This window comes from Cohaesibacter sp. CAU 1516 (assembly GCF_005771485.1).
In the GTDB taxonomy this organism is placed as follows: domain Bacteria; phylum Pseudomonadota; class Alphaproteobacteria; order Rhizobiales; family Cohaesibacteraceae; genus Cohaesibacter; species Cohaesibacter intestini.
The window spans coordinates 1,312,086-1,335,864 of sequence record NZ_VANT01000001.1; the positions used below are offsets into that span (position 1 = coordinate 1,312,086).

At 54.5% G+C, this 23,779-nt stretch carries 19 protein-coding genes and 1 tRNA gene; 7 read left to right on the forward strand and 13 right to left on the reverse strand.

The window, feature by feature from the left end; translation table 11 throughout:
- Nucleotides 1–3 precede the first annotated feature (3 nt).
- Nucleotides 4–783 (forward strand): TatD family hydrolase, encoded by a 780-nt coding sequence (locus FDK21_RS05985; RefSeq protein ID WP_138147791.1) that lies wholly within the window; start codon nt 4–6, stop codon nt 781–783.
- A gap of 29 nt (nt 784–812) precedes the next feature.
- Nucleotides 813–1,625: an MBL fold metallo-hydrolase gene (locus tag FDK21_RS05990; protein ID WP_138147792.1), complete on the forward strand. Its 813-nt coding sequence runs from the start codon at nt 813–815 to the stop codon at nt 1,623–1,625.
- A 495-nt stretch (nt 1,626–2,120) separates the two neighbouring features.
- Here FDK21_RS05990 and FDK21_RS06000 read toward each other — a convergent pair whose 3' ends face one another.
- On the reverse strand, nt 2,121–3,302 hold the full coding sequence (locus FDK21_RS06000) for an FAD-dependent oxidoreductase (protein ID WP_171021958.1): 1,182 nt from the start codon (nt 3,300–3,302) through the stop codon (nt 2,121–2,123).
- 91 nt (nt 3,303–3,393) lie between these two features.
- Here FDK21_RS06000 and mnmD point away from each other — a divergent pair, with 91 nt between their 5' ends.
- Both mnmD and mazG read left to right on the forward strand, forming a co-directional pair.
- On the forward strand, nt 3,394–4,134 hold the full coding sequence (mnmD, locus tag FDK21_RS06005) for a tRNA (5-methylaminomethyl-2-thiouridine)(34)-methyltransferase MnmD (RefSeq protein ID WP_138147795.1): 741 nt from the start codon (nt 3,394–3,396) through the stop codon (nt 4,132–4,134).
- Between the two features lie 13 nt (nt 4,135–4,147).
- On the forward strand, nt 4,148–4,984 hold the full coding sequence (mazG, locus tag FDK21_RS06010) for a nucleoside triphosphate pyrophosphohydrolase (RefSeq protein ID WP_138147970.1): 837 nt from the start codon (nt 4,148–4,150) through the stop codon (nt 4,982–4,984).
- Nucleotides 4,985–5,115: 131 nt separating this feature from the next.
- Here the strand turns inward: mazG and hflX are convergent, their stop codons facing one another.
- The 9 genes from hflX to dusB form a co-directional block, all read right to left on the reverse strand.
- Complete coding sequence (hflX, locus tag FDK21_RS06015; protein WP_114009609.1) at nt 5,116–6,495, reverse strand: GTPase HflX; 1,380 nt, start codon at nt 6,493–6,495, stop codon at nt 5,116–5,118.
- A gap of 18 nt (nt 6,496–6,513) precedes the next feature.
- Nucleotides 6,514–6,795: an RNA chaperone Hfq gene (gene hfq, locus FDK21_RS06020; protein ID WP_114008687.1), complete on the reverse strand. Its 282-nt coding sequence runs from the start codon at nt 6,793–6,795 to the stop codon at nt 6,514–6,516.
- A gap of 362 nt (nt 6,796–7,157) precedes the next feature.
- Complete coding sequence (locus tag FDK21_RS06025; RefSeq protein WP_138147796.1) at nt 7,158–8,618, reverse strand: potassium transporter TrkG; 1,461 nt, start codon at nt 8,616–8,618, stop codon at nt 7,158–7,160.
- Between the two features lie 21 nt (nt 8,619–8,639).
- Nucleotides 8,640–10,016 carry a Trk system potassium transporter TrkA gene (gene trkA, locus FDK21_RS06030; RefSeq protein WP_114008685.1) on the reverse strand — a complete coding sequence of 459 codons (1,377 nt, stop codon included), beginning with the start codon at nt 10,014–10,016 and terminating at the stop codon, nt 8,640–8,642.
- Nucleotides 10,017–10,227: 211 nt separating this feature from the next.
- Nucleotides 10,228–11,598, reverse strand: a complete 1,371-nt coding sequence (locus FDK21_RS06035; protein ID WP_138147797.1) for a sigma-54 dependent transcriptional regulator — start codon at nt 11,596–11,598, stop codon at nt 10,228–10,230.
- A gap of 2 nt (nt 11,599–11,600) precedes the next feature.
- Nucleotides 11,601–13,946 (reverse strand): PAS domain-containing sensor histidine kinase, encoded by a 2,346-nt coding sequence (locus tag FDK21_RS06040; RefSeq protein ID WP_246657513.1) that lies wholly within the window; start codon nt 13,944–13,946, stop codon nt 11,601–11,603.
- A gap of 179 nt (nt 13,947–14,125) precedes the next feature.
- Entirely contained in the window at nt 14,126–15,559 is a 1,434-nt protein-coding gene (ntrC, locus tag FDK21_RS06045) for a nitrogen regulation protein NR(I) (RefSeq protein WP_114008683.1), read from the reverse strand.
- A gap of 11 nt (nt 15,560–15,570) precedes the next feature.
- Complete coding sequence (locus FDK21_RS06050; protein ID WP_114008682.1) at nt 15,571–16,680, reverse strand: nitrogen regulation protein NR(II); 1,110 nt, start codon at nt 16,678–16,680, stop codon at nt 15,571–15,573.
- A complete protein-coding gene (gene dusB, locus FDK21_RS06055; protein ID WP_138147799.1) occupies nt 16,677–17,714 on the reverse strand; it encodes a tRNA dihydrouridine synthase DusB in 1,038 nt (345 codons plus the stop codon). Before dusB ends, FDK21_RS06050 begins: the two co-directional genes overlap by 4 nt.
- A 191-nt stretch (nt 17,715–17,905) precedes the next feature.
- Here dusB and FDK21_RS06060 point away from each other — a divergent pair, with 191 nt between their 5' ends.
- On the forward strand, nt 17,906–19,138 hold the full coding sequence (locus FDK21_RS06060) for a bifunctional 2-C-methyl-D-erythritol 4-phosphate cytidylyltransferase/2-C-methyl-D-erythritol 2,4-cyclodiphosphate synthase (protein WP_138147800.1): 1,233 nt from the start codon (nt 17,906–17,908) through the stop codon (nt 19,136–19,138).
- A gap of 82 nt (nt 19,139–19,220) precedes the next feature.
- Nucleotides 19,221–19,712: a CinA family protein gene (locus FDK21_RS06065; RefSeq protein WP_171021977.1), complete on the forward strand. Its 492-nt coding sequence runs from the start codon at nt 19,221–19,223 to the stop codon at nt 19,710–19,712.
- Between the two features lie 153 nt (nt 19,713–19,865).
- Here FDK21_RS06065 and FDK21_RS06070 read toward each other — a convergent pair whose 3' ends face one another.
- Both FDK21_RS06070 and FDK21_RS06075 read right to left on the reverse strand, forming a co-directional pair.
- Nucleotides 19,866–21,317, reverse strand: a complete 1,452-nt coding sequence (locus tag FDK21_RS06070; RefSeq protein ID WP_245418382.1) for a TolC family outer membrane protein — start codon at nt 21,315–21,317, stop codon at nt 19,866–19,868.
- 341 nt (nt 21,318–21,658) lie between these two features.
- Nucleotides 21,659–22,312, reverse strand: a complete 654-nt coding sequence (locus FDK21_RS06075) for a protein-L-isoaspartate O-methyltransferase (RefSeq protein ID WP_114008677.1) — start codon at nt 22,310–22,312, stop codon at nt 21,659–21,661.
- A gap of 273 nt (nt 22,313–22,585) precedes the next feature.
- On the opposite strand from FDK21_RS06075, the gene FDK21_RS06080 reads away from it, so the two are divergent.
- Nucleotides 22,586–22,659: transfer RNA gene (locus tag FDK21_RS06080), tRNA-Cys, on the forward strand.
- Nucleotides 22,660–22,699: 40 nt separating this feature from the next.
- Here the strand turns inward: FDK21_RS06080 and FDK21_RS06085 are convergent.
- On the reverse strand, nt 22,700–23,674 hold the full coding sequence (locus FDK21_RS06085) for a sensor domain-containing diguanylate cyclase (protein WP_114008676.1): 975 nt from the start codon (nt 23,672–23,674) through the stop codon (nt 22,700–22,702).
- Nucleotides 23,675–23,779 lie beyond the last annotated feature (105 nt).

A 23,779-nucleotide genomic window follows, 5' to 3' on the forward strand; every position in this document is an offset into this window, starting at 1 on the left:
CCCATGCTTGTCGACAGCCACTGCCATCTGGACTTTCCCGATTTCAAGGAAGAGTTGGACGATGTGATCCGGCGTGCCGAATTGGCAGGCGTCGGGCATATGGTGACCATCTGCACTCATATTCGCAAGTTTGATCAGATCAAGGCCATTGCGGAACGCTATGACAATATCTTCTGCTCGGTCGGCACCCATCCGCATAATGCGGATCAGGAAATGGATTTCAGCGCAGACGATATTGCCAAGCTGGCGGAGCATCCCAAATGCGTGGCGATCGGCGAAGCAGGGCTTGATTATTTCTATGACAATGCCCCAAGGGAAGCGCAGGCTCAGGGCTTGCGCACCCACATCAAGGCGGCGCAGATGACCGGTCTGCCGCTGGTCATTCATTCGCGTGATGCGGATGAGGACATGATCGCGATCCTGAGTGAAGGGATGGAAGAGGGGCCTTATAAAGCCATTCTGCATTGCTTCTCGTCGGGACGCGAACTCGCCATGCGGGCCGTTGAAATGGGGATGTATGTCTCCCTCTCCGGCATTCTGACCTTCAAGCGCTCTCAGGATATTCGCGATATCGTTGCTGAAGTGCCAATTGATCAGTTGCTGGTGGAAACCGATGCGCCGTATCTGGCACCGATGCCATATCGCGGCAAGCGCAATGAGCCTTCCTATGTGGCGCATACGGCGGAGGTTCTGGCTGACGTCAAAGGTGTCTCGAAGGACGCGATTGCGCAGATCACCACAGACAACTTTTTCCGTCTGTTCAGCAAGGCAGAGCGCAGCTAGACTGCGGATCCTGCGACTTGAGGAAAGCAATGACGGAAAGCGGCTATAAATTTCACATTCTCGGATGCGGGTCTTCTCCCGGCGTGCCACGGGTTGGCAATGACTGGGGCAAATGCGACCCAAACAATCCGAAGAACCGCCGCACCCGTTGTTCTGCACTGGTGGAAAAGTTCGACGGTGACACTGTCACTCGACTGCTGATCGATAGCGGTCCAGATTTTCGCCAGCAAATGCTGACGGCGGGAATCAACTGGGTCGACGGTGTTGTTTACACCCATCCGCATGCGGATCATTTGCACGGTATCGATGACTTGCGGGCCTTTGTGTTCAATCGTCGACAGCGGGTGAAAATCCACGCCAATGCAATGACGATGGAACGGATCGAGCAAGCCTTTGGCTATTGTCTCGAAACACCACCTGGTAGTTCTTATCCTCCGATCCTGGATCCGAGCCTGATCGAGCATGGCCAGTTGGTTTCTGTCGAAGGGCCTGCAGGGACGATTGATGCCATGCCTTACAATCAGGTGCATGGGGACATTCACTCGCTGGGCTTTCGTATCGGTAATCTGGCCTATAGCTCCGATGTCAGTGACATCGAGCCTGAGACCGAGCTGATGCTGCAGGGCCTTGATGTCTGGATCGTCGATGCACTTCGCTATGCACCTCATCCAAGTCATTTCTCCCTCGATGAGGTGTTGAGCTGGGTGGAGCGGCTGAAGCCGCGCAAAACCATTTTGACTCACATGCATGTCGACATGGATTATGACACTTTGTGCCGGACCTTACCGGACAATGTGGTTCCGGCCTATGACGGGATGGTTCTGTCCTTTGACCGCATCTGAGCGGACTGATGCATGAGCATGCATTGGTGCTGGACAGTCAGCTTCTTTTGCTCCAACATTTTCTGATAGCTGATAGCTGATAGCTGATAGCTGATAGCTGATAGCTGATAGCTGATAGCTGATAGCTGTGCTACGTCTTTGGTCTTTGGGCCTTGCCGCGTTATGCAGTTGTCCATAGGAGACATCGTTGATTCCAGATAATGCGGATGACTGGTGTGATGTTTGAAGTAAGTGAATCAAGAATATCAGATTAGTCTTTGTTTTTATTATATAATCCAGTCTCAATCGAGAGTGGTCCTCAAAATGACTTTAAGATAAAAATTCCATAATATAGATTACACGAATTATATATATGATCATTGGGACCGTGATATCGGTCTCAATTTATTTTCAAATTGCCCCGCTCCACTCTTGCGGACTTGCGCTACTGCCCTTGATCATGTGCTCACACCGTGACGGCATACGCGCCGCCACGGTGATGTGCGTTGATCGATGCTACCAGTCTTTGCCATCAAGATGATGGGCCATCTCGAAGCTTGCAGGCAACTGGATCGTTGTTTCCAGTCCAGCAATCCGTTCTACGGATACCTGAGCGATGTCATATGCCAATCCAAAGCCAATCTTGAAACCGCCCGTGGCGACAAAGACGCTTTTGGAGTTTGGCAGGAAGCCGACCATCGGGTCTCGCTTGGTTGCTTTTGGGCGAATACCTGCCCAACGTTGCAGGATTTGAGCATCCTTTAGCATTGGGCAAAGCGTGTTGGCGTGAGCCCAGATGTCGTCGCAGCGCTCGTCTGTGCTGTTCTCGTCGTCCCATTCTTCCTCTGTGGTGCTGCCTATGGCGCAAACGCCGCCATCGTGCGGTACGACGTAGATCTTGCGGTCATAAAGAATGGGCAATCCATCCGCCTGCCCGACCTTGGCGATCAAGGCCTGACCCTTGATGCCTTTGCCAAGCGCTTCAAGACCTGTCAGACGTTCGAGCATCGGGAAACTGCGATAGCCTGCAGCAAGAACTACGATGCCCCCAGAGAGCGTTTCGCCGCTCTTGAGTGTTACTTCAGCACCGTTGCCATTGTCCTTGATGTCGACCACTTCCGTGCATTCCAGCAAAGTGCCCGCGCGTTTCTCGACCGATGCTTTGGCTGCCGCACAATAGGCGCGCGGATTGGCCCGGGCTGAGAAATTGTCAAAGGCATAGCCTTCCGGGCAAAGGTCTGTATTCAGCCAGCCATTGAGATCGCTTGGTTCATAGACTCGGTGAAAATAACCAGTTTCTGGTCCATTCCACAAAGTCTCGGCTTCCTTGGATCGGATTTCATGACGCTCGCGAAGATTGGCGGTTGCCAGTGGAACGACGCGGCCGCAGCGGTCGTAGCCAATGGACATTCCAGTCTCTTCCTCAAGTTGCACTTTAACTTCAGAAAGCTTTTTCAATGCATTGAATTGAAATTGTTTTTTCTCATTCCATCTTTCAGACATATGGGGCAGCAGCGCCCCTAATAGACCATAGCTGGCGCCCTGCCCGATTTCGCCTTTGTCGATCAGCATGGTGCTCAAACCCGCGGCCAAAGTGGCGCGAGCGATGGAAAGGCCAAAGACACCACCGCCAATGATGATGACGTCATGGTGCTGTTTGGCAAGAGTTGGGGTGACAGGCGTTTGAGGGCTTGGCATGGGGCTCATTTCTTTTTATGACAGGTAGACTGGCGGCAAACTAAAGCCGCGTATTGTTTGCTGCAACCTACTCCTTTGCCGGAAAAAAGCCATGCCTAAACAGCCCGAACTTGTCTGGCTGGACAATTTGACCCCCAAATCCACACGCTTTGACGATACCTATTATTCCCGCACCGACGGTCTGGAAGAAACACGTTATGTGTTCCTTGATGGCAATGGCCTGCCGGATCGCTGGTGGGCGGGCGACAATCCGGTGATTGGTGAGTTGGGGTTCGGTACCGGATTGAACTTTCTCGCCACGTGGCTTGCTCACGGGTCAGCGGTGCAAGGTTTGGATGGCTCGGCGCGCTCTGCGCAACAGTCACTGACATTTGTTTCGGTAGAGAAATATCCGATGGATCGGATGAGCCTTCTGACCGCTTTGTCACCATGGGAGATTCTGCATCCTCTGGCCAATCAGTTGGCGGCCGCATGGCAGCCGGAGCAGGCTGGTTGGCAGGCACTGTCCTTTGATGGGGTGCGGCTGCTGCTCTATATCGGTGACGCGGTGGATGCACTCGCTACAATGCCTGTCGCCGTCGATGCCTGGTATCTGGATGGCTTCAATCCGAAAACCAATCCGGACCTATGGTCGGGGGCGTTGATGCAGGCTGTGTTTGATGCCAGTACCGATCATGCCACGCTGGCCAGTTACACGGCGGCCGGTTGGGTGCGGCGTAATTTGCAGGCCGCTGGCTTCTCCATTGCCAAGCGCAAGGGCTTTGGGCATAAACGGGATATGATCACCGGGTGCAAGCCGCCTTCCTCCCTCTCCTCCCATTCAGAAAAATGAGCCAACCATGACAATTGCCCCTTCCCGCGACATTGAGATGCTTGTCGAGATCATGCAACGGTTGCGCGACAAAGAGAGCGGTTGTCCATGGGACATTGAGCAGACCTTTGCATCAATCATTCCCTATACGATCGAAGAAGCCTATGAGGTGCAAGATGCAATCGAGCGCAATGACATGCATGATTTGCGCGAGGAGTTGGGAGACTTGCTGTTGCAAGTTGTCTTTCATGCTCAGATGGGCAGTGAACTGGCGGACGAGCCGGCGCGCTTCAACTTCGGCGATGTGGTTCATGCCATCACCAAGAAGATGATCCGCCGCCACCCTCATGTCTTTGGCGATGCGGGTGAGCGTGGCAAAGCCTTGGTGCGGGAGGCGTGGGAAGCAATCAAACAGGAAGAGAAAGCGGAGCGTGCCATCCACCGGACCGAGTTGGGGCTAGAAGATGGGACGAAGGGTCTGCTGGATGATGTGCCGCGCGGGTTGCCGTCCATGAAGGCAGCGGTGAAACTGCAAAAGCAGGCCGGTAGAGTCGGGTTCGACTGGAATGACCCGAAGCTTGTGCTCGACAAGATTATCGAGGAAGCCCAAGAGGTGCGGGCTGAGTTGGATCAGGCCGACGGCACCAATGATGAGGCCATCAAGGATGAGATTGGCGATCTGCTGTTCGCTGTGGCCAATCTTGCGCGTCACATGCATGTGGAGCCCGATGAGGCACTGGCTGCGACCAACCAGAAGTTCCGCGACCGCTTTGGCTTCATCGAACAGGCGCTGGAACAGCAGGGCCGCTCGCTCGAAGCTGCCTCACTTGATGAGATGGAACAGCTTTGGCAGCAGGCCAAGAAAAATTAAGGCTGAAGAGTCTTGGATTTTTTTGGGGGGGGCTGCGCGAACCAGTCGCAGGGGCTTGAAGGATAGGGAAATGCCAAAGGCCGGGAAGGTTATGTTGCCTTCCCGGCCTTCTCATTATCCGCTCAAACACATCAGTTGACCTGAAAGCGATTAAGCAATTCGGTCTGTAGCTTTTCCGGTGCCCGGATCGTCAGGTCAATGCCGTCTTCGCTGTCATTTCGTTCCAGAACATCACAATGACGATAAAGCCACGCGAGCCCTTCTCCATCTTCAAAGCCGAGATGGATCGACAGAATGTTGTCATTCTGTGCAAGCTTGACTTCGATTTCATGCAGCAGGATATCGGTGCCCTCGCCTGTCGTTGCTGACAGGGCGACGGGTTGCAACTGGCCTGTCGTGCGTGACGGCTGCTGCAAAGCGGCGCGGTCGAGAATTGTTTGCCGCTCTTCCTCTTCGAGCAAATCAATCTTGTTCCATATTTCGATGACTCGTGGATCCTGATAAATTTCGATACCGAGATCATGGAGCACGCTGGCCACATCGGCAGCCTGTGCGCCGGTATCTTCATGCACAATGTCGCGAACATGAAGAATGACGTCAGCTTCCAGCACTTCTTCCAGTGTCGCGCGGAAGGCGGCGATCAAATGCGTCGGCAAATCTGAAATGAAACCCACCGTGTCGGACAGAATGATCTGGCGTCCATGAGGCAAAGCCAATGTGCGAAGTGTCGGATCGAGTGTCGCGAACAGCAAATCCTTGGCAAAGATGTTGGAGCCGGTCAGCTGGTTGAACAGCGTCGACTTGCCAGCGTTGGTATAACCGACCAGAGCGACAACCGGGTGTGGCACTTTCTGGCGGTTGCTGCGATGCAGGCCACGGGTGCGCCGCACCTGCTCGAGATCTTTTTCAAGGCGGTTGATCTTGTCTTGCAAGGCCCGTCGGTCAGCCTCGATCTGGGTTTCACCGGGACCACCCATGAAGCCAATGCCACCGCGCTGGCGTTCCAGGTGGGTCCAACTGCGAACCAACCGCCCTTTTTGATAATTGAGATGGGCTAGCTCTACCTGCAGTCGACCTTCTTTGGTCTGGGCGCGACGGCCGAAGATCTCAAGGATCAAACCGGTACGGTCTAGGATCTTGCAACCCCATTCTTTTTCCAGATTGCGTTGCTGGATTGGCGACAGGGCGTGGTCCATTATGACCAACTCTATCTCTTCGTCCTTGATAAGATGGCCCAGTTCGGCCACCTTGCCGGTGCCCAGCAGCGTTGCCGGACGCAAGGCATTCAGAGGAACGCGCAAAACGTGAATGATATCAAGCTCAATCGCTGCGGCCAATCCGGCGGCTTCCTCCAGACGTGCGTCATCTGTGCGCCGGATCAGTCGACCTTCAGCGGCGGCCTTGTTTTGCAGCGGTGTGGAAAGAATCGGAACTAGGACAAGTGCGCGGGTCGGGGTTGCTCGGCGATCAATCAGTTTGCCTTCGCCTTTTTCAGCGACCCCGTTTCCCATATCTTTGAAATCGGACAATCAGCCCTCAGTTTTCTCGTTAGTCTCGCCAGCCTCAAAAAGAGACAGCGGGCCGTTTGGCATGATCGTAGAAATTGCATGCTTGTAAACGAGTTGGGAATGCCCATCACGCCGCAGCAGCACGCAAAAATTATCAAACCAGGTTACAACACCTTGCAACTTCACGCCATTGACGAGGAAAATGGTCAATGGTGTCTTCGTCTTACGTACGTGATTAAGAAAGGTATCCTGGAGGTTCTGGGCTCTTTCTGCCATAAGTCCTGCCTTATTGTTGTATTTCATCACTCGGTTATTAACCCGGAAAACGGTTGCAGTATGACGCAGTCATTCCTAATAGACCAGTGACATTCTGATCCTTTTGCAACCGCATAACTTGATTACGGGTCTTGTCCACAAATTGGGGGAAATAGATGCCGAGCACACAGCACAACATCCCCACACATGCCATGCTGCTGCAAATTTAGCGTTTTAAAACGGTTCTAGGGACCGATTCTTTACAGTTTAACCATATCCGTTCGATTGCCAAGCGACAATTGTTATAAATATTCACTTTTGACAAGTCTAAAGCCTTGCAAATGCGTTGAAAGATGAATGCGTTGCTAGTATTGGCGTTTGAGATGCACAGGGTTGCACTATATCTCGTCCTAACGACGCCAGAAATTCAGATTTAACGCCCCAAGCAAGACAATAATTTCGATGCGCCCGAGAACCATCGTGACAATCAGGGCATATTTGACAATCAAATCCATGTCGTAATAGGCCGGCCAAGCGCCCACCTGACTCCAGCCCGTTGTATAGAGGGGGCCGATGTTGGAAAAACTGGAGATGGCAGCGACAAGACCGCCATCGAAGTGACCAATGTCATAGGTCACCATGCCGGCAACCACGGCAATCAAAATCATCGACAACAGGAAAGAGGACCAGATTGCCTTGAGCAATCGGACAGTAAAGGCACTGCGGCCAATCCTGCCTCCTTGCACTGATGAGGGATGAATGAGACGGCTAATTTCGCTCATTGCCTGAAGGGTCATCGCGCCGATTCGATAGAGTTTCAAACCGCCTGCGGTCGAAAATGGTGTGGCACCAACCAAGGCGACACAGATGACGAGCAGGCTTGGCAGGACGGTGACGTCGGCATGGCGCAGTTCGAAGCCCGAGGTAGAAATGAGCGAAATGGCGGCAAAGAAACCCTGACGCAGCGCCGATGATGGCGGCAAGACGGAGGCACTGCCTGCCAAGCGGAACAAGACAATGGAATAAAGCAAGCCCAGACTAAGCACCAACACCAGCATGGCTATGCTTTCCATATGCTCCCGCAGCAACGGGAACTTGCCGCGTACCGCCATTCGATGCCAGAGCACGCTGGTTGAGCCTATGATCATGCCCATTGCGATGATCAGTTCCGCCAGTCGATTGTCATATTCTGCCAGTGTTCCGTCAATTGGCATGAAACCACCAGTCGACAGAGTGGAAAAGGCGAGACAGATAGCATCAAAAGGGGGAATGTCGGCAATGATCAGCAACCAGGCGAGCGTGAGTGTGAGAACCGAATAGGCTGCCGCAATTTGGCGCACCACATAAAGCAGACGCCCCGCATCATCGCCAAGATTGCGTTCGATCACACCAACCTGCTGATTGGGCAAGCCGCCGATGCCACTCGGGGCCAGAATGAGCAAAAAGCTCAACAGGGTGAGAAGCCCGCCGAACCATTGCAAGATCGCCCGCCAAAAAATCATTGCAGTTGGTACATCGGCTAGGCTGCGAAACATAGTTGAACCCGTCGTGGTCAACCCGGACGCAGCTTCAAACAAGGAATCGATGCCGTTGAGTTGACCGGAAATGACAAACGGAAAGGCCCCGGCCAATGGCAGGCCGAACCATGCCAGCACACACAGCAAAAAGGTCTGGGCGTTGACCAGTTCCTTCTTGTGGCCGCGCAAGGCGAAATAGACCCCGCCAGAGAAAAAACCGGTCAGGCCGGATGTCAGCAGGAAGGATCCTGCCAGTTCGCTATCTCCTGCGCTCAAGGCGACAAGGGCCGTAGGCAGCATTAACCCGCCTAGGGCGCCAAGCAAAATCGACAGGAAATAGAGGATCGCGATCATGGGTCTCGATATCCGTCGGAATCAGAAGAATTCGAAGCTGACGCGGAACAAAAGCTCCACCTGCTTAACGCGATCGGCGAGAGCAAAAAGGATCACACGGTCGCCGGCCTGTATGGAGACGTCTCCATTGGGGGATAGCACCTTGCCGTCGCGATAGATGGCACCAACGCGAACCCCGTCGGGGAACTCGACACTGCGCAACGGGCGGCCTACCAGTGGTGACGTTTCGAGTGCTTCGGCCTCGATGCCTTCCGCGGCCCCATCTTCTACCGCATGAACGCCTCGAATGCGACCCCGGCGCATATGCTGCAGGATCTTGGAGATGGTAACGGAGCGCGGATTCACGTAGGAATCAATCCCTAGATCATAAGCGAGATCCGGATAGTGAGAATCATTGAGCAGTGCCATGGTGCGCTTGCAGCCCATGCGTTTGGCCATGGCGCAGGACAGAATGTTGACCTGATCGTTGTTGGTTAGGGCGATCAATGTGTCGGTGTCGCGAATGTCTGCTTCCTTGAGAATGTCGCGATCAAGTGCACTGCCCTGCAACACGATCGTATCGTTGAAATCGTTGGCAATCTTGATGGCGCGGTCGCGATTAAGCTCAATCACCTTGGCGCGCGTGCGGTTGCGCCGTTCCTCGATGGCCAGGGCGACATAGCGGCCAATATTGCCCCCGCCTGCTATGACCACGCGATTGGCCTGCCCTTCTTCATGTCCGAAAATGCTCAATGTACGCCAGACCTGTTCGCGTTCAACAACCACATAGGCGCGGTCACCCGCCAGCATCTGATCCTCGGCGTGCGGCACAAACAGGGTGGCGTTGCGCCGGATACCGACAACGACTGCGTTCAAATCCGGGAACAGTTCGGTCAGCTGTCGCAAGGGTGTGTCGACAACAGGGCATTCTTCGGAGCATTCGATGGCGATCATCAGGACCTCACCATCGGCAAAACGGACGGTGTCTTCGGCTCCTGGCATCGCCATGCGCGAAAGAACCATTTCGCCCACTTCCACCTCTGGTGAAATGATCACGTCGATTGGCAGATGTTCGCGCGAGAAGAGATCAGCCCAGTGTTTTTCCAGATAGGATTGCGCGCGGACACGTGCCACTTTGGTCGGAACATTGAAAATTGAATGCGCAACCTGACAGGCAACCATATTGACCTCGTCATACAGGGTGACTGCAATGATCATGTCGGCTTCATCTGCTCCGGCACGGGCGAGCACGTCGGGATGTGCGCCGTGACCGACATAGCCTCGGACGTCGAGAGAGTCGCGAATGGCAGAAACCAGAGCGGGTGAGCTGTCAATGACCGTGACGTCATTCTGCTCGGATGCCAGATGCCGGGCGATGCCATAGCCAACCTGCCCCGCGCCGCAAATCACCACTTTCATAGCCGATTGCCTTCTATTTATTTTGCATGTTGGAAGGTGTCAGCCAAAGCACTGCCCTACCCTTCACCATGCAACTGGTCCTGCCACAAAGTCTTGTCGAGCCTGCTTTATGGCATATTTTGTCATTCAGCCCAATCTCTTAAACGCATGCCTAGGTTCAATTCCGTGCATGACCGGGATGCCATTTGCTTTCGCTCTGGCTGTGCAAACGCTAAACCACACCCAGACTCTTGAGTTTTCGATGTAAAGCGGATCGTTCCATGCCAACAAATTCTGCGGTTCTTGAGACATTGCCGCCAAAGCGCGCTATCTGGGCTTTGAGATATTCCCGTTCAAACACCTCACGGGCTTTCTTCAGTGGCAGAGACATGATTTGCTCGCCCGCTTCGCCGCTGCCCGGCACACTGGGCGCGGTTTCTCCGACTTCCGAGGGGAGAAGATCGGCGGTAATGATGGCTTGTTCGTCGCCTTTGGTGAGAATCAGCAGACGCTCGATATTGTTGCGCAATTGACGGATGTTGCCCGGCCAGTTATGCGCCTGCAAAATCGCCATGGCGTCTTCACCGATCCTGCGGGCTGGCAGGCCAGAGGTGGAGGAGAGCATTTCCATGAAATGCAAAACCAGTTCCGGGATATCCTCACGGCGGTCTGCCAAGGCTGGAACAGAGAGCGGAACCACATTGAGACGATGGAATAGATCTTCGCGAAAGTGCCCCTCCTCAACCATGCTTTGCATGTTGCGGGCGGTGGAGGATATGACGCGGATATCGACCTGCACCGGCTTTTGTCCGCCGACGCGAATAAACTTGCTGGTTGTCAGAACACGGGTCAGTTTGCTCTGGATTTCGCTTGGCAGATCCGCGATTTCCTCAAAATAGATGGTGCCGCCATGGGCTTCTTCCAGCACGCCAATCTTGCGGGCGCTGGTGCCATCGGCTTCGGTACCAAACAGCGCGATTTCGAGATCTTCGTCATTGAACTGGATGGGAGAGAAAGCCACAAAGGCATTGTCGGCGCGGTGGGATTGTTGATGGATGCAGCGTGCGACCAGCTCCTTGCCGGAGCCGGACTGGCCCGAAATCAGGACCCGACTGTTGGTTTGGGCAACGCGGTTGATGGTCTGGCGCAGATGATTCATGACGCTGGACGAACCAACCAGCTTGGTTGTGTCGCCAGAACGAGACTTCAGATCCTTGACCTGCCGTTTCAGAGTCGAAGCCTCGAGGGCGCGTTCAGCAACCAGTATCAGCCGGTCAGCCTTGAAGGGCTTTTCGATGAAGTCATAGGCCCCACGTTTGATGGCTGCCACCGCAGTCTCGACGCCACCATGACCAGAGATCATGACCACTGGCAGCTCCGGATGTTTCTGCTTGATGACAGCGAGCAGGGCGAGGCCATCCAGTCGCGATCCTTGAAGCCAAATGTCAAGGAATATCAGTGATGGACGTCGCTTCTCAATCAATTCGAGCGCTTCGTCGCTATGGGCCGCCATGCGGGTTTCATAACCCTCATCTTCCAGAAGGCCCGCTACCAGTTCGCGAATATCCACTTCATCGTCAACAACGAGAATATCGGCCGTCATGGTCATTCTCCTTCACTTGTCTTGGTTGCAGGGCTGGCTGGCAATCCCAATCCGGAATTGTAGTTTGCCTCCGATCCATCGTCAGCGCCTTCATCCTGATATTCCGCGACCTTTGGCACCCGCATTTCGATACAGGCACCACTCGCAAAATCAGACACTTCCTGTGCATCGCGCAAATGAATAGATCCGCCATGCTCCTGCAAGATCTTTCTTACGATCGCCAATCCCAGACCACTGCCGGATTCACGCGTCGTCATATAGGGCTCGAGCAACATTTGTCGGTTGGAGCTTGGCAAGCCGACACCATTGTCGATCACCCGAACGCAATAGGCGTCCGCATCTTCTTTACCGCAGACGGTGATCTGGCCGGGACAGGTTGCCTTGTCCTCGCTCCTGCCAATCGCTTCCGTGGCATTCTTGACCACATTGGCAACCGCTTGCGACAGAAGCCTTTGGTCAAATGATCCGGGCATCTTCTCCGGTATGTCTGTGTTAAAAGTGATATCCTGATTGGCCACCTCAATCAGAAAGACCGATTGCTTGATCACTTCGGACAGGTCTCCGGGCTCGAATACCGGTTTGGGCATGCGGGCAAAGGAGGAAAATTCATCGATCATGCGGCCGATATCGCCAACCTGACGCACGATGGTGTTCACGCATTGGTCAAACACCTTGCGGTCATCTTCCGCCACCTTGTTGCCATAGCGTCGTCTGAGGCGCTCGGCTGACAATTGGATGGGTGTCAGCGGGTTTTTGATTTCGTGGGCAATGCGGCGAGCGACATCTGCCCATGCAGCTGACCGTTGGGCAGATACGAGATCGGTCACGTCATCGAGGGTAACGACATAGGAATGCACATCTTCTTCGCCGCGTTCCGAGGTGACGCGGACGCGCATGGCGTGTTCTATGCCGTCGCGCACAATGGCGACCTGTTCTTCCTTGTGCGCCCCGATTTTGCTTTCGGCCCCTTCAACCAGCGGAGCGATCTCGGGCAAGACATTGCGCAAATCCTCCCCGAGAAGATCGCTTTCCCTTGCATTGAGCAAGTCCTGAACCGACGGATTGGCAAGGGTAATCAATCCAGTCGCATCGACACCGATGACACCGGCACTGACCCCTTGCAACATGGCTTCGGTGAACCGTCGACGGGCATCCATCGCGTCGCGTGCGAGAATCAACTCATCCCGCTGGGACCGCAGCTCCATGGTCATGGTGTTGAAGGTGTTGTTGAGGTTGCTGAAATCAGACGAACGCTGATCGATCGGCAGCTGAACGAATAGATCGCCGTTGCGGACGCTTTCTGCCGCCGAAATCAAGCGCCGGATGGGCGAAACAAGGGTGTTGGCAAAGCCAATGGCGAACCATGTGGTGGAGAGCAGGATGATCAATCCCGCACCAACATACAGAATGGCAAAGGCGGTCTGGATGCTCGAGCGGCTTTCAAAAAATGCCTGATATTCCTGCACATTCTCCGATGTCATGCGCAGGAAGTTCGACACCACCGGATCAATCACGCGCACAATGAAGAGATAGGCATCGCTAAACTCATCCAGCCGCATGATGCCGGCGACGAGGTTGGACTCGCCCAACGCGATCAATACGGGCTGACTGCGGGCCTGTTCCAGCAAATCTTTGGTTGGCATTCTGGGAACCGGCTGATTGAGGCGACTTGGTGAGGCCATCATTTCCGTTCCCTCGCCGTCCACCACAAAAGCAGCCGGAATGCCACGAATACGGGTTTGACGCGCAAAGATTGCCCTGAAGCGGTCTTCTGCCAACAGAAAATAGGGTTCGGATTCATTCAGCACACGACCAATGCCGAGCAGCTCGTTGCGCAGAACACGGGCATGCTCCTGATTGTAAGCATCGGCAACTGTTTTTGAGCTGTTGATGATGGCCAGCGTGCGCGACGAGAACCAGCGATCAAGGCCCTGATCAAGTGTGATAGAGGCAAAAATGGCCACCAGAATGGTCGGGGCCGCTGCCACCAAAGCGAACAGGCCCATCACCCGGATATGAAGCCCTGCCCCGGCGCGGCCCTTCTGGCGCGCCCACAGCATTCGAGTTGCTTCCCAACCGATCATCAGGGTCAGCAACACCAGCATGACCCCGTTGATGATCATTGCAATGCCGATGACCTGCTCGGTTGGCTCAATGGATGTAAGACCCAGCAGGATGACGAAAGAAACTATCCCGGACAGCACGGCCAGAATGACCATGATCAAGCCGGCGATGCGCGACCAGCTACGCTTGTCCGATTGGTTGGCGCTGACGCTGATATTGTCGGTCAGTGTATCCAACGGGTCACGCCACAAGGAGGCTTTTTGTTTGGGTTCGTTATGAGACATACTCGACACGCGCGGCGTTTCCTTCGCAAAGGGCCTGGCTTTTGGAAGAAGCAGGCCCTTTCTATTCCTCTGAATTGTTGCCTAAATGTGACAGGTCTTGGAGGGCCTGTCCATGGTCAACGGAGAAACTGTGTCGGAAAAGTCACAGATGTTGTGTGTCAAAGAGCTCGAATAATGTATCAGGCTCCTCTAACGACTTGAATTTCTAAGTCTTTTATCTTCTTGCGCAAGGTGTTGCGGTTCAGCCCGAGGAGCTCGGCAGTCTTGATCTGGTTGCCTTTGGTTGCAGCCAGAGACGCACAAATCAGGGGAAACTCGATTTCCCGTAGCAGTCGATGATAAAGGCCCGGAGGGGGAAGGCTGTCACCATATTCCTTGAATAGTTGTTCCAGATAGGATTCCATCGCGCCGGACAGACTCTGAACCTTCTGTTCTGGCTGGATTTCCGAAGTCAGACTGATCTGATTGAGTTCATTTTCAATCTGAACACTGGTGATGGTTTCCTGCGGATAGAGGGCTGCAAGACGCCGCACCAGATTTTCCAGCTCTCGCACGTTGCCCGGCCAGCGATAGCGCAGCATGACGTCGAGGGCTTCTGGCTGGAGTTGTTTGACCGGCAGGCCTTCGCGTTCACCAATGGCAAAGAAGTGGCGGACCAGATCCTTGATGTCTTCAGAGCGTTCGCGCAGAGGCGGCAAGCGCATCGGGACAACATTGAGACGGAAGAACAGATCTTCGCGGAACAGCCCCTGATGAATGAGAGACTGAAGATCCTTGTTGGTGGCGGCGACAATGCGAACATTGGTCTTGATCGGGGTACGACCGCCGACCGTGGTATATTCGCCCTGCTGAAGGACACGCAGCAGACGGGTTTGCGCCTCCATCGGCATGTCGCCGATCTCGTCAAGGAACAGGGTGCCGCCTTCGGCCATTTCGAACTTGCCTGCCGAGCGGCCATGGGCGCCGGTGAAGGAGCCTTTTTCGTGGCCGAACAACTCGGACTCGATCAGATCCTTGGGAATGGCCGCCATGTTGATGGCAACGAACGGACCTTTGCGGCGCTTGCCATAATCATGCAGGGCGCGGGCGACCAGTTCCTTGCCGGTGCCGCTTTCGCCGGTGACCATGACGGTCAGGTCGTTCTGCATCAGGCGCGCCAGCATGCGGTAGATGTCCTGCATCGCGGCTGACCGGCCGATCAGAGGAATGTCCATCCCATCCTCTTCGGAAACCTGCAGGCTGGGGCGTGGCTCAGACAGTGCGCGACCGGCAATATTGATCAGTTCTTTCAGATCGAAAGGTTTGGGGAGATATTCATAAGCGCCGCGCTCAGAGGCCTTAATGGCGGTCATGAAGGTGTTTTGAGCACTCATGACGATGACCGGCAAATGCGGTCTTGCCTTTTTGATGCGCGGCAGCACGTCAAAAATATTCTCATCCGGCATCACGACATCGGTGATCACCAGATCGCCCTCGCCTTGTGAAATCCAGCTCCACAAAGTGGTGGCGTTGGAGGTCAGCCGCACCGTGTAACCTGCCCGGGACAGGGCCTGATTGAGCACTGTGCGGATTGCAGTATCGTCGTCGGCAAGAAGGATTGTCCCTTTGCTCATGGTCCAAACTCCTATGAATGGCTTTCGTCGCTGGTGGGCAGCATGACGCGGAAAACGGTATGGCGGCCTGCAGTGTCAAACTCGATGACGCCGCCATGGTCGCCAATCAATTTGGCAACCAGCGCCAATCCAAGGCCGGATCCGTTGGTCTTGGAAGTAACAAACGGGTCGAACAGGCAATCCTCGATTTCTTTCGGGATGCCGGGTCCATTGTCTTTGACACAGATCTCCAATGGCAGAGAGGTCTTCTCTGCAGAACCCGGCACCTGTATGCGGATGCCGGGGCGGAATGCTGTGGTCAGCTCGATTTCCGGATCCTGCGTATCAAGGATCGCTTCGGCAGCATTCTTGACAAGGTTCAGGAAGACCTGAACCAGTTGATCCTGATTGGCATAAACGGCAGGCAGGGACGGGTCATAATGCTCGGTGAGGCGGATTTTGTCCCCAAACTCGGCGTGCGCCAATTGCTTGACCCGATCAAGAACGACGTGAATGTTGACCGCTTCCCTCTCTACCGGGCGCTGATCGGAAAAGACTTCCATTCGATCAATCAGGCGCACGATGCGGTCGGTTTCCTCGGTGATCAGTTGCGTCAGGGCGCGGTCTGCATCCGAGACTGAGCTTTCCAGCAATTGGGCGGCGCCACGGATGCCCGAAAGCGGGTTCTTGACCTCATGGCCCAGCATGGCGGCAAGCCCGGTGACCGAGCGGGCGGAGTCTCGGTGCGTCAGTTGGCGATCCATTTTGTCGGCGATCGAGCGTTCATGCAGCATCACCACGACCGCGCCAGTGCGGTCTTGCACCGGACCGGCATAGACATCGACAACCTTATCGACACCGATGCGCGGGTTGGAGATGTCGACGCGATATTCATTGACCGGAGCCAACCGGTCACGGGCCTGTTCTACCAATGCCAGCACCGGACTGCCAAAGGGCAGAAGATCTGACAATTTGTGTCGGGCCAGATAGGTTGCGCTTGACTGGAAGAAGAACTGTGCCATGTCGTTGGCTGCAATGACAAAACTGTCCTCATCGACCATGATGACAGGATGCGGCAAGGCGCTCATCATTGACTGGTAAGGCACTTCTGTCGGATTCGGGCTCTTTTGTCTCTCACTCATGCAACCTGCCTCTCTGCAGCCACGCTGAAAAAGTCGCGCAAGCCAGCGCGGACCTCTTTCGGATCGTCGGCTGTTAAAATTCTCTTTCTCAGTTGTGCCGCGAGTGAACCGCTAAGGTCTGTCTGCTCGGTCACAGTATCCATGTACCAGCCCAGATGCTTGCGGGCGCAGCGCACACCGACCACATCCGGGTAATAGTCGATCATCCGGTCATAATGCTCGCAGATCAGCTCAAGCAGAGCTGTGCTTTCAGGTGCGCTCCGGCGCGAGCCAGTGTGCAGATAGTGCGCAATGTGGCCGGGAAGCCAAGGGCGACCATAGGCGCCACGTCCGATCATCAGCCCGTCTGCGCCGGATTGTTGGAGAATGTCGGGCGCGTCGCTCTCATCGAGCACATCGCCATTGGCAATGAGCGGAATGGTGACGGCATCCGCTACCGCCTTGATGGCAGACCAGTCAGCATTGCCTTTGTAGAATTGATTGCGGGTGCGGCCATGGACGGTTACCAGAGCCACGCCGCTCTGTTCAGCACGAGCGGCAAGTTCTGGTGCGTTCAGACTGTCAACATCCCAGCCGAGGCGCATCTTGACCGTTACGGGGACTGCGACGGCTTCCACCACGGCATCAATCAGACTCAGGGCCTGATCGAGATCGCGCATCAAAGCCGAGCCGGAATAACCGGAAATGACCTTCTTGGCCGGGCAACCCATATTGATGTCAATGAGGGAGGCCCCTGCCCCTTCGCTGATTTTGGCAGCTTCGGCCATCCAATCGGGGCGGTTGCCTGCCAGCTGTACCGCATGAATGTCCATGCCCTGCCCTTCGGCTCGCAGACGCATCTCTTCCTTGCCGACAGCGAACGCTTTGCTTGCGACCATCTCGGAGACCACAAGCCCTGCCCCGAATCGCCTTGCGATCTCCCGGAATGGCAAATCCGTGATGCCTGACATCGGAGCCAGAAAAACGGCGTTTGGTACCGTTACCGATCCGATGGACAGTGGATTTGCGGCAGAATGGAGGGGTGCAGTCGTCATAAAGCTCTCTTGATACAGCTACAATTGGAGCTCAGTATAAAGATGCCTAATAAATGTGCAAGCTAATTCGATGGTCAATATTTAGTCATTCACACCCTTTGCACCCAAAAGCCCCAGAAAGCACCTTGACCCCTCGTCTAATATGTTTGAAAGCAGCTGGGAAGAATTCATAAACCGGAAAAGGCTCCGAAATGACGTCAGCCGCCATCATTGTCGCCGCAGGGTCTGGCAGTCGTGCACGCCGACCTGAAGATCAGGTAGCCAAACAATATGTCGAAGTTGCGGGCAGAATGGTGCTGGCCCACACGCTGGATGTGTTTGCCAAAAGCACTGTGATTGACGTGGCGCTGGTCGTGATTGCCGAAGGCGATGAAGCGCTCTACGCGGCGGCTTTCTCCTCTTTGTCAGCGTCAGAGCGCGCGAAATTCTGTGCTCCGGTGATGGGCGGCGCAACGCGGCAGGCGTCGGTTCTGAATGGACTGCGTGCTCTAGAGGCCCATCAGCCCGACAAGGTGTTGATCCATGATGCAGCGAGGCCCTTTGTGACCGGCGACACTCTTGAGCGTTGCCTTGATGCCCTTGCCAGTCACAAGGCTTGTCTGGTTGCCAGTCCGGTGACCGATACGATCAAACAGATTGATGGCGCTGGCTATATTGCCGCGACAATTGATCGCACCGCTCTATGGTCCGCGCAGACACCACAGGGCTTTGACTATCCCTTCATTCTTGCGGCCCATGAGGCGGCGAGCGAACAACATGATCTCACTTTCACGGATGATGCTGCGGTCGCTGAATGGGCGGGTGAGCGCGTCTGGATCGTTGAAGGCAGCTCAAAGAATATCAAACTGACCAATCCGGAAGATCTCGATATGGCTGACAAGACAATGCGTGAACGCACCTCATCCACCCAACAGGGCTCTTCTGCTCCACTGACGGATATTCGCTTAGGCACCGGCTATGACGTTCACGCGTTCGATGACGGGGATGCCGTGATCATTGGCGGCGTCTCAATTCCGCATGACAGGAAGCTGAAAGGGCATTCAGACGCTGATGTTGGCCTGCACGCGATCACGGATGCGATCCTCGGAGCGATCGCTGATGGTGACATCGGCACACATTTCCCGCCATCGGACCCACAGTGGAAAGGGGCTCCGTCTGATTTGTTTCTCAAGGATGCGGTACGACGTGTGCGTGAGCTGGGTGGCAAGATTGGCAATATTGACCTGACAGTCATTTGCGAGGCGCCGAAAATTGGTCCGCATCGTCCGGCAATGCGCACCACGATTGCCGACATCTGCGAGATCGCAATTGGGCGGGTCAGCGTCAAGGCAACCACAAGCGAACGCCTTGGTTTTACTGGCAGAAAAGAGGGTGTTGCGGCACTGGCAAGTGCTTGCATACATTTGCCGGATCCTGATCTATAATGCGGCCGGATGGGTAGCTATCCCAAGTTGCAATCACTCAGTCAAGGATCAAGCCATGTACGCGCATTCGGTCGCCACAGAGATGGCCAAGGAGGCCATCAAATTCGCCATCAGGAATGAAATCAAAATTGTCACTGCAGAATCTTGCACGGCCGGCTTGGTTAGCGCGACCTTGACCGAGGTTGCGGGTGCATCGGCCGTTCTGGATCGTGGCTTTGTCACCTATTCCAACGAGGCCAAGGTTGAAATGCTTGGTGTGGATGCCGGGTTGATCGACAAATTGGGAGCCGTGAGTGAAGAAGTTGCTCGTGCAATGGCAGATGGTGCGCTGGAAAAATCGAATGCGGATATCGCAATTGCGGTGACTGGCATTGCCGGGCCTGATGGTGGAACGCCCGAAAAGCCTGTCGGTCTTGTGCATTTTGCTCTGTCACGCAAAGGCAAGGAGCAGCGCCATGAGCGACGGATATTCTCTGCAATGGATCGTGCAAATGTGCGTGCGGCCACGGTGGAGCGTGCGCTCGTGATGCTTATCGAGTCAATCACCAACAGAGGATTTGTTTCCATTGATTGAATGATATTCTTTTCTTGTGAAACGAAATATTCTTGCAAGGGGTGTCCGTTCATGGAGGCCCCTTTTCTTATTCTGTTTCAGACTTACAAAAAAAAGGCCCGGTCATGCCGGGCCTTTTTGTCAGCTAGTGATTGGAGACGCTAACCAATTGGCTTAGCGACCGTCTGGCGTGCGCAGACCGAACCATTTGTCTTTCACTGCGGTATAGTGTGCAGCTGGATCGTAGGTTGCGACTTTCAGCCCCAGATTGGAGGCGCTGAGATTGCCGACAGAGGAGGCAACTCGGAAGGAAGCGACAATGCGTCCGCGCTGTGCCTGCACCAGAGCAATGCGCGCATCGATCAATTCGGCCTGAGAGTTCAGGACATCAAGCAAGGTCCGTTGTCCGACTTTCTGCTCTTCGATCACACCGCGGGTTGCCAGCTGGGATGCCTTGACCTGCGCCTGTGCGGCTGCAATTTGCGGAATGGTTGCTTCCAACAGGCTCCAGGACGACACAATGTTTGCCCGCACCTGATCGCGCGCCAGATCAAGCTGGATGCGACGTTGGCCAAGTGTTTCTTTTGCCTGACGCACTTTGGAATGCGCAGCCCCGCCTTGATAGAAGGGAATGGAGACCTGACCGGTGATCGAGGCCGAATTGGTCGAACCCGAAACATTGGTGTTGGAGTTGTTGTTGCTCCAGTTGCGGCTGGCGTTGCCGCTCAGAGAAACGGTTGGCAACAACGCGCCTTCGGCGATTTTGACCGCCAACTGCGCGACGTCGACATTATATTGCGAGGCCAAAACGGATGGGTGGCTGTTGATGCCTTGCCCGATCGCTGCCTGAAGGGTTTTCGGAAACAGGCGGTCGACCGCAAAGCCGGTGGTCAGGTTGCCGGGCTTTTTGCCGACCAGCATCTGATAGGTAGCGCGGCTGGTTGCCAGATTGGCTTCGGCGACCCTGACCTGAGAAATAGCGCCGGACAGACGGGCTTCGGCTTGGCTGACATCTGTGCTGATGGTTTCACCAACGGCAAAACGGTCGCGCGCCGAGCGGGCCTGTTCACGCAGGAAGGCCACATTCTGTTTGCGCAACTCGAGGATTGCCTGATTTTGCAGGATGTCCATGTAAGCGGTGGCAACGTCGAACAGGACCGATTGTTCCGTCGACTTCAGGCCTTCGCGGGCGGCCTGAATGGCAGCATCCGCTTGGGCAACGCCATTTTTGGTGCGATTGCCGCGATACAGGATCTGCTGAACCTGAAGACCGAGGCTGGTAGAAGTGGACTGTGTGTTGCGGGCAGAGCCGGAAAGATATTCGCGCTCGGACCAAGAACGGGTGGCCGATGCCGTGCCGTTAACGGTCGGGCGATAGGCTGATTTTGCTTGTGGAACATTTTCGTCTGTTGCACGCAACTCAGCCCGGGCTGCATTCAGGGTGGGATTGTTGTTGTAGGCCAACGACAATGCTTGAGAGAGCGTTTCAGCAGACGCCGGATTGAGGGAGAATAGCAGCGCCGTGGCGGCGCTCAGCGTCAGTGTTCGAAGGCAAACCACACCCAATACTCCTACTTCAGCGACCTGCGTCCCGGTTTCTCCGGGTTTCAAGCCACCTTGTTTCAATAATCTAGTCTCTTCCAGCGCGCCACTTTGGGGTGGTGGCGGCATAAAAATCTGGAATTCCCCATTGCTGGCGCTTGGAGAACATACTTTCTTACGGCACCCATCTGCCAAATTTTGCTTGGAACATAATCGGTTGAGTCGAATTTGCAAAGCGGAAGAATTCGGTTAATGGTTAAAAAATCTTTAATGCTGCTTTCTGGCAACAATCATGCAGGCTATGCAGTCTTGGATGCGGGATAAGTTTTGCAAAATTGAATATAGCAGCTGCAACAAAGTCCATCAGTTGTATGGAGATTGTTGCCGACGATGAGGCTTGGGGTCTTTGCTCAGTATGCGATTGATCAAAAGACGAAAGCGTCTTCCTTGACGAATTCCGGGAGAATTGGTGCGTTGGTGTCAAAGGCGGACATGCGGGAAAAGTGGTCGCCAGTGCGAAGGATCTTGATGGCTTCCGCACGACGTGCGTTGCCTTCGACGGTGACAAGCTTGCCACCATCCTTGAGCTGATCCAGCAAGGTTTGCGGCACTTCGCCGACCGTGCCTTCGATGAGAATCACATCATAAGGCCCTTGCGTCGGCACCCCTTCCTTCAGATGACCGGAAATCATGGCAACATTGTCATATCCAAGTTCCGAAATGACAGTTTCGGCCTGTTGGGTTAGATCGTCGTTATTTTCAACCGCAACCACCGTGTTGGCCAACCGAGAGGCAAGCGCTGCTGAATAGCCGGAATTCGACGCGATAATCAGAACCAGATCGTCGGATGAGATGTCTGCAAGCTGCAACAATTTTGCCAAAGGAGACGGTTGGGTAAGGATTCTGCCATTGTCGATTTCGATGTCAGCGTCCGAATAGGCCAAAGATCGTTTCTTTGAGGGCACAAACAATTCGCGCGGTACAGTCAGGAAAGCGTCCAGAACATTATAGTCGGTGACGTCGGTGGTGCGTACCTGATTATCGACCATTTGCTCACGCGCTTGTCGAAATTTGTTCATGGCGCATTCCTCACGTTGCTGATCAGTGCTTGGGTCCGATGGCAAGGCAACCGGTGCTGGTCGCACATGCTGGGCATGTTAGACACTCTTATGAGTATTTTCCATAGGCCCGCTGACCGCGAGTTGCAAGCATTGTTGTTTAAAATCAATCCATAGACTGACGTGCCAGTGGGCCTGTGTCACCCGGCCTTCACAAAAAAATCAAAATGTGGTGGATATTGACTTGAGTGCGGCAACGGCTTTTGCTATTGACCATGCACCACACGCATGGATGGCTCGATGGCGGAGTGGTGACGCAGCGGATTGCAAATCCGTGTACGCCGGTTCGATTCCGGCTCGAGCCTCCAACCTCTTCTCATATAATTGAATTTTGAATCTCGGCGCGGGTTATGCCGTTGACGTCAGCACCTTGTTGCGGCCGTTGGTCTTGGCTTCATACAGGTAGTCGTCGGCTTCATTCAGGATCGCGTTGATGGTCTTAAGGTCCGAGTTTGCGTGATCTGCAAGGCCAAAGCTGGTCGTAAATTGCATGATATGGCCCCCTTCTTCGATTTGGCAGGTTTCGAACTGGTGGCGAAGCCGCTCAGCGATCACGCGGGCATCCGACAAATTCGTTTCCGGTAGCAAAACAACAAACTCGTCCCCTCCAAAGCGCGATGCGATATCGACGGACCGGAGATTCGCTTTGCAGATTTCAGCAACTTTTTGCAGCACGAGGTCACCGGCGGCGTGACCATGCGTGTCATTGATGGTTTTGAAATGGTCGATGTCGAAGATCAAGATGCTGAAGTTGGAGCCGTAACGAGTCGCGCGCTGCAATTCCGTTTCCGCAACTTCCATGAATTTGGTGCGTCGATGCATCCCTGTAAGGCAGTCAAAGGCCGCCAAAGCGCGGAGTTCTATCTCGTCTACCACCAGACGGGCCAGATCGCGCAGGATTTCGATATGCTCCAGCGATGCTATGCGGGGTTGCTGGTCCATGACGCACAAAGTGCCGAGATTGAAACCCTTGGGCGAGCGCAACGGGATGCCTGCATAGAATCGGATGTTGGGATCGCCTGTTACCAGGGGACTGTCTCTAAAGCGCGGGTCCTCACTGGCATCGTGGACGATGAGAGGTTGGTTCTTTTCAATGGCGTGGGTACAGAAGGAGATGTCACGTGGGGTTTCGCAAGTCTCAAGCCCCTGGCGTGATTTGAACCATTGCCGATTCTCGTCGACTAGAGATATCAGCGCAATAGGAACGCCGAAGACTTTCTTTGCGATGCGGGTAATGCGATCAAAAGATTCTTCCGGCGCAGAGTCGAGCAAGGCATAGTGTTTGAGATCTTCAAGACGCTGCTTCTCACTGGATTGATCCACCTCGCTGGCTCCCCTTTGGCAAAGTACCTTTGGTGTTCCAATTGAAGCAACTCCGCAGGATATTCTGTTTCGCAAATAAACTAGCAACGGCTTCAATCAATGTCT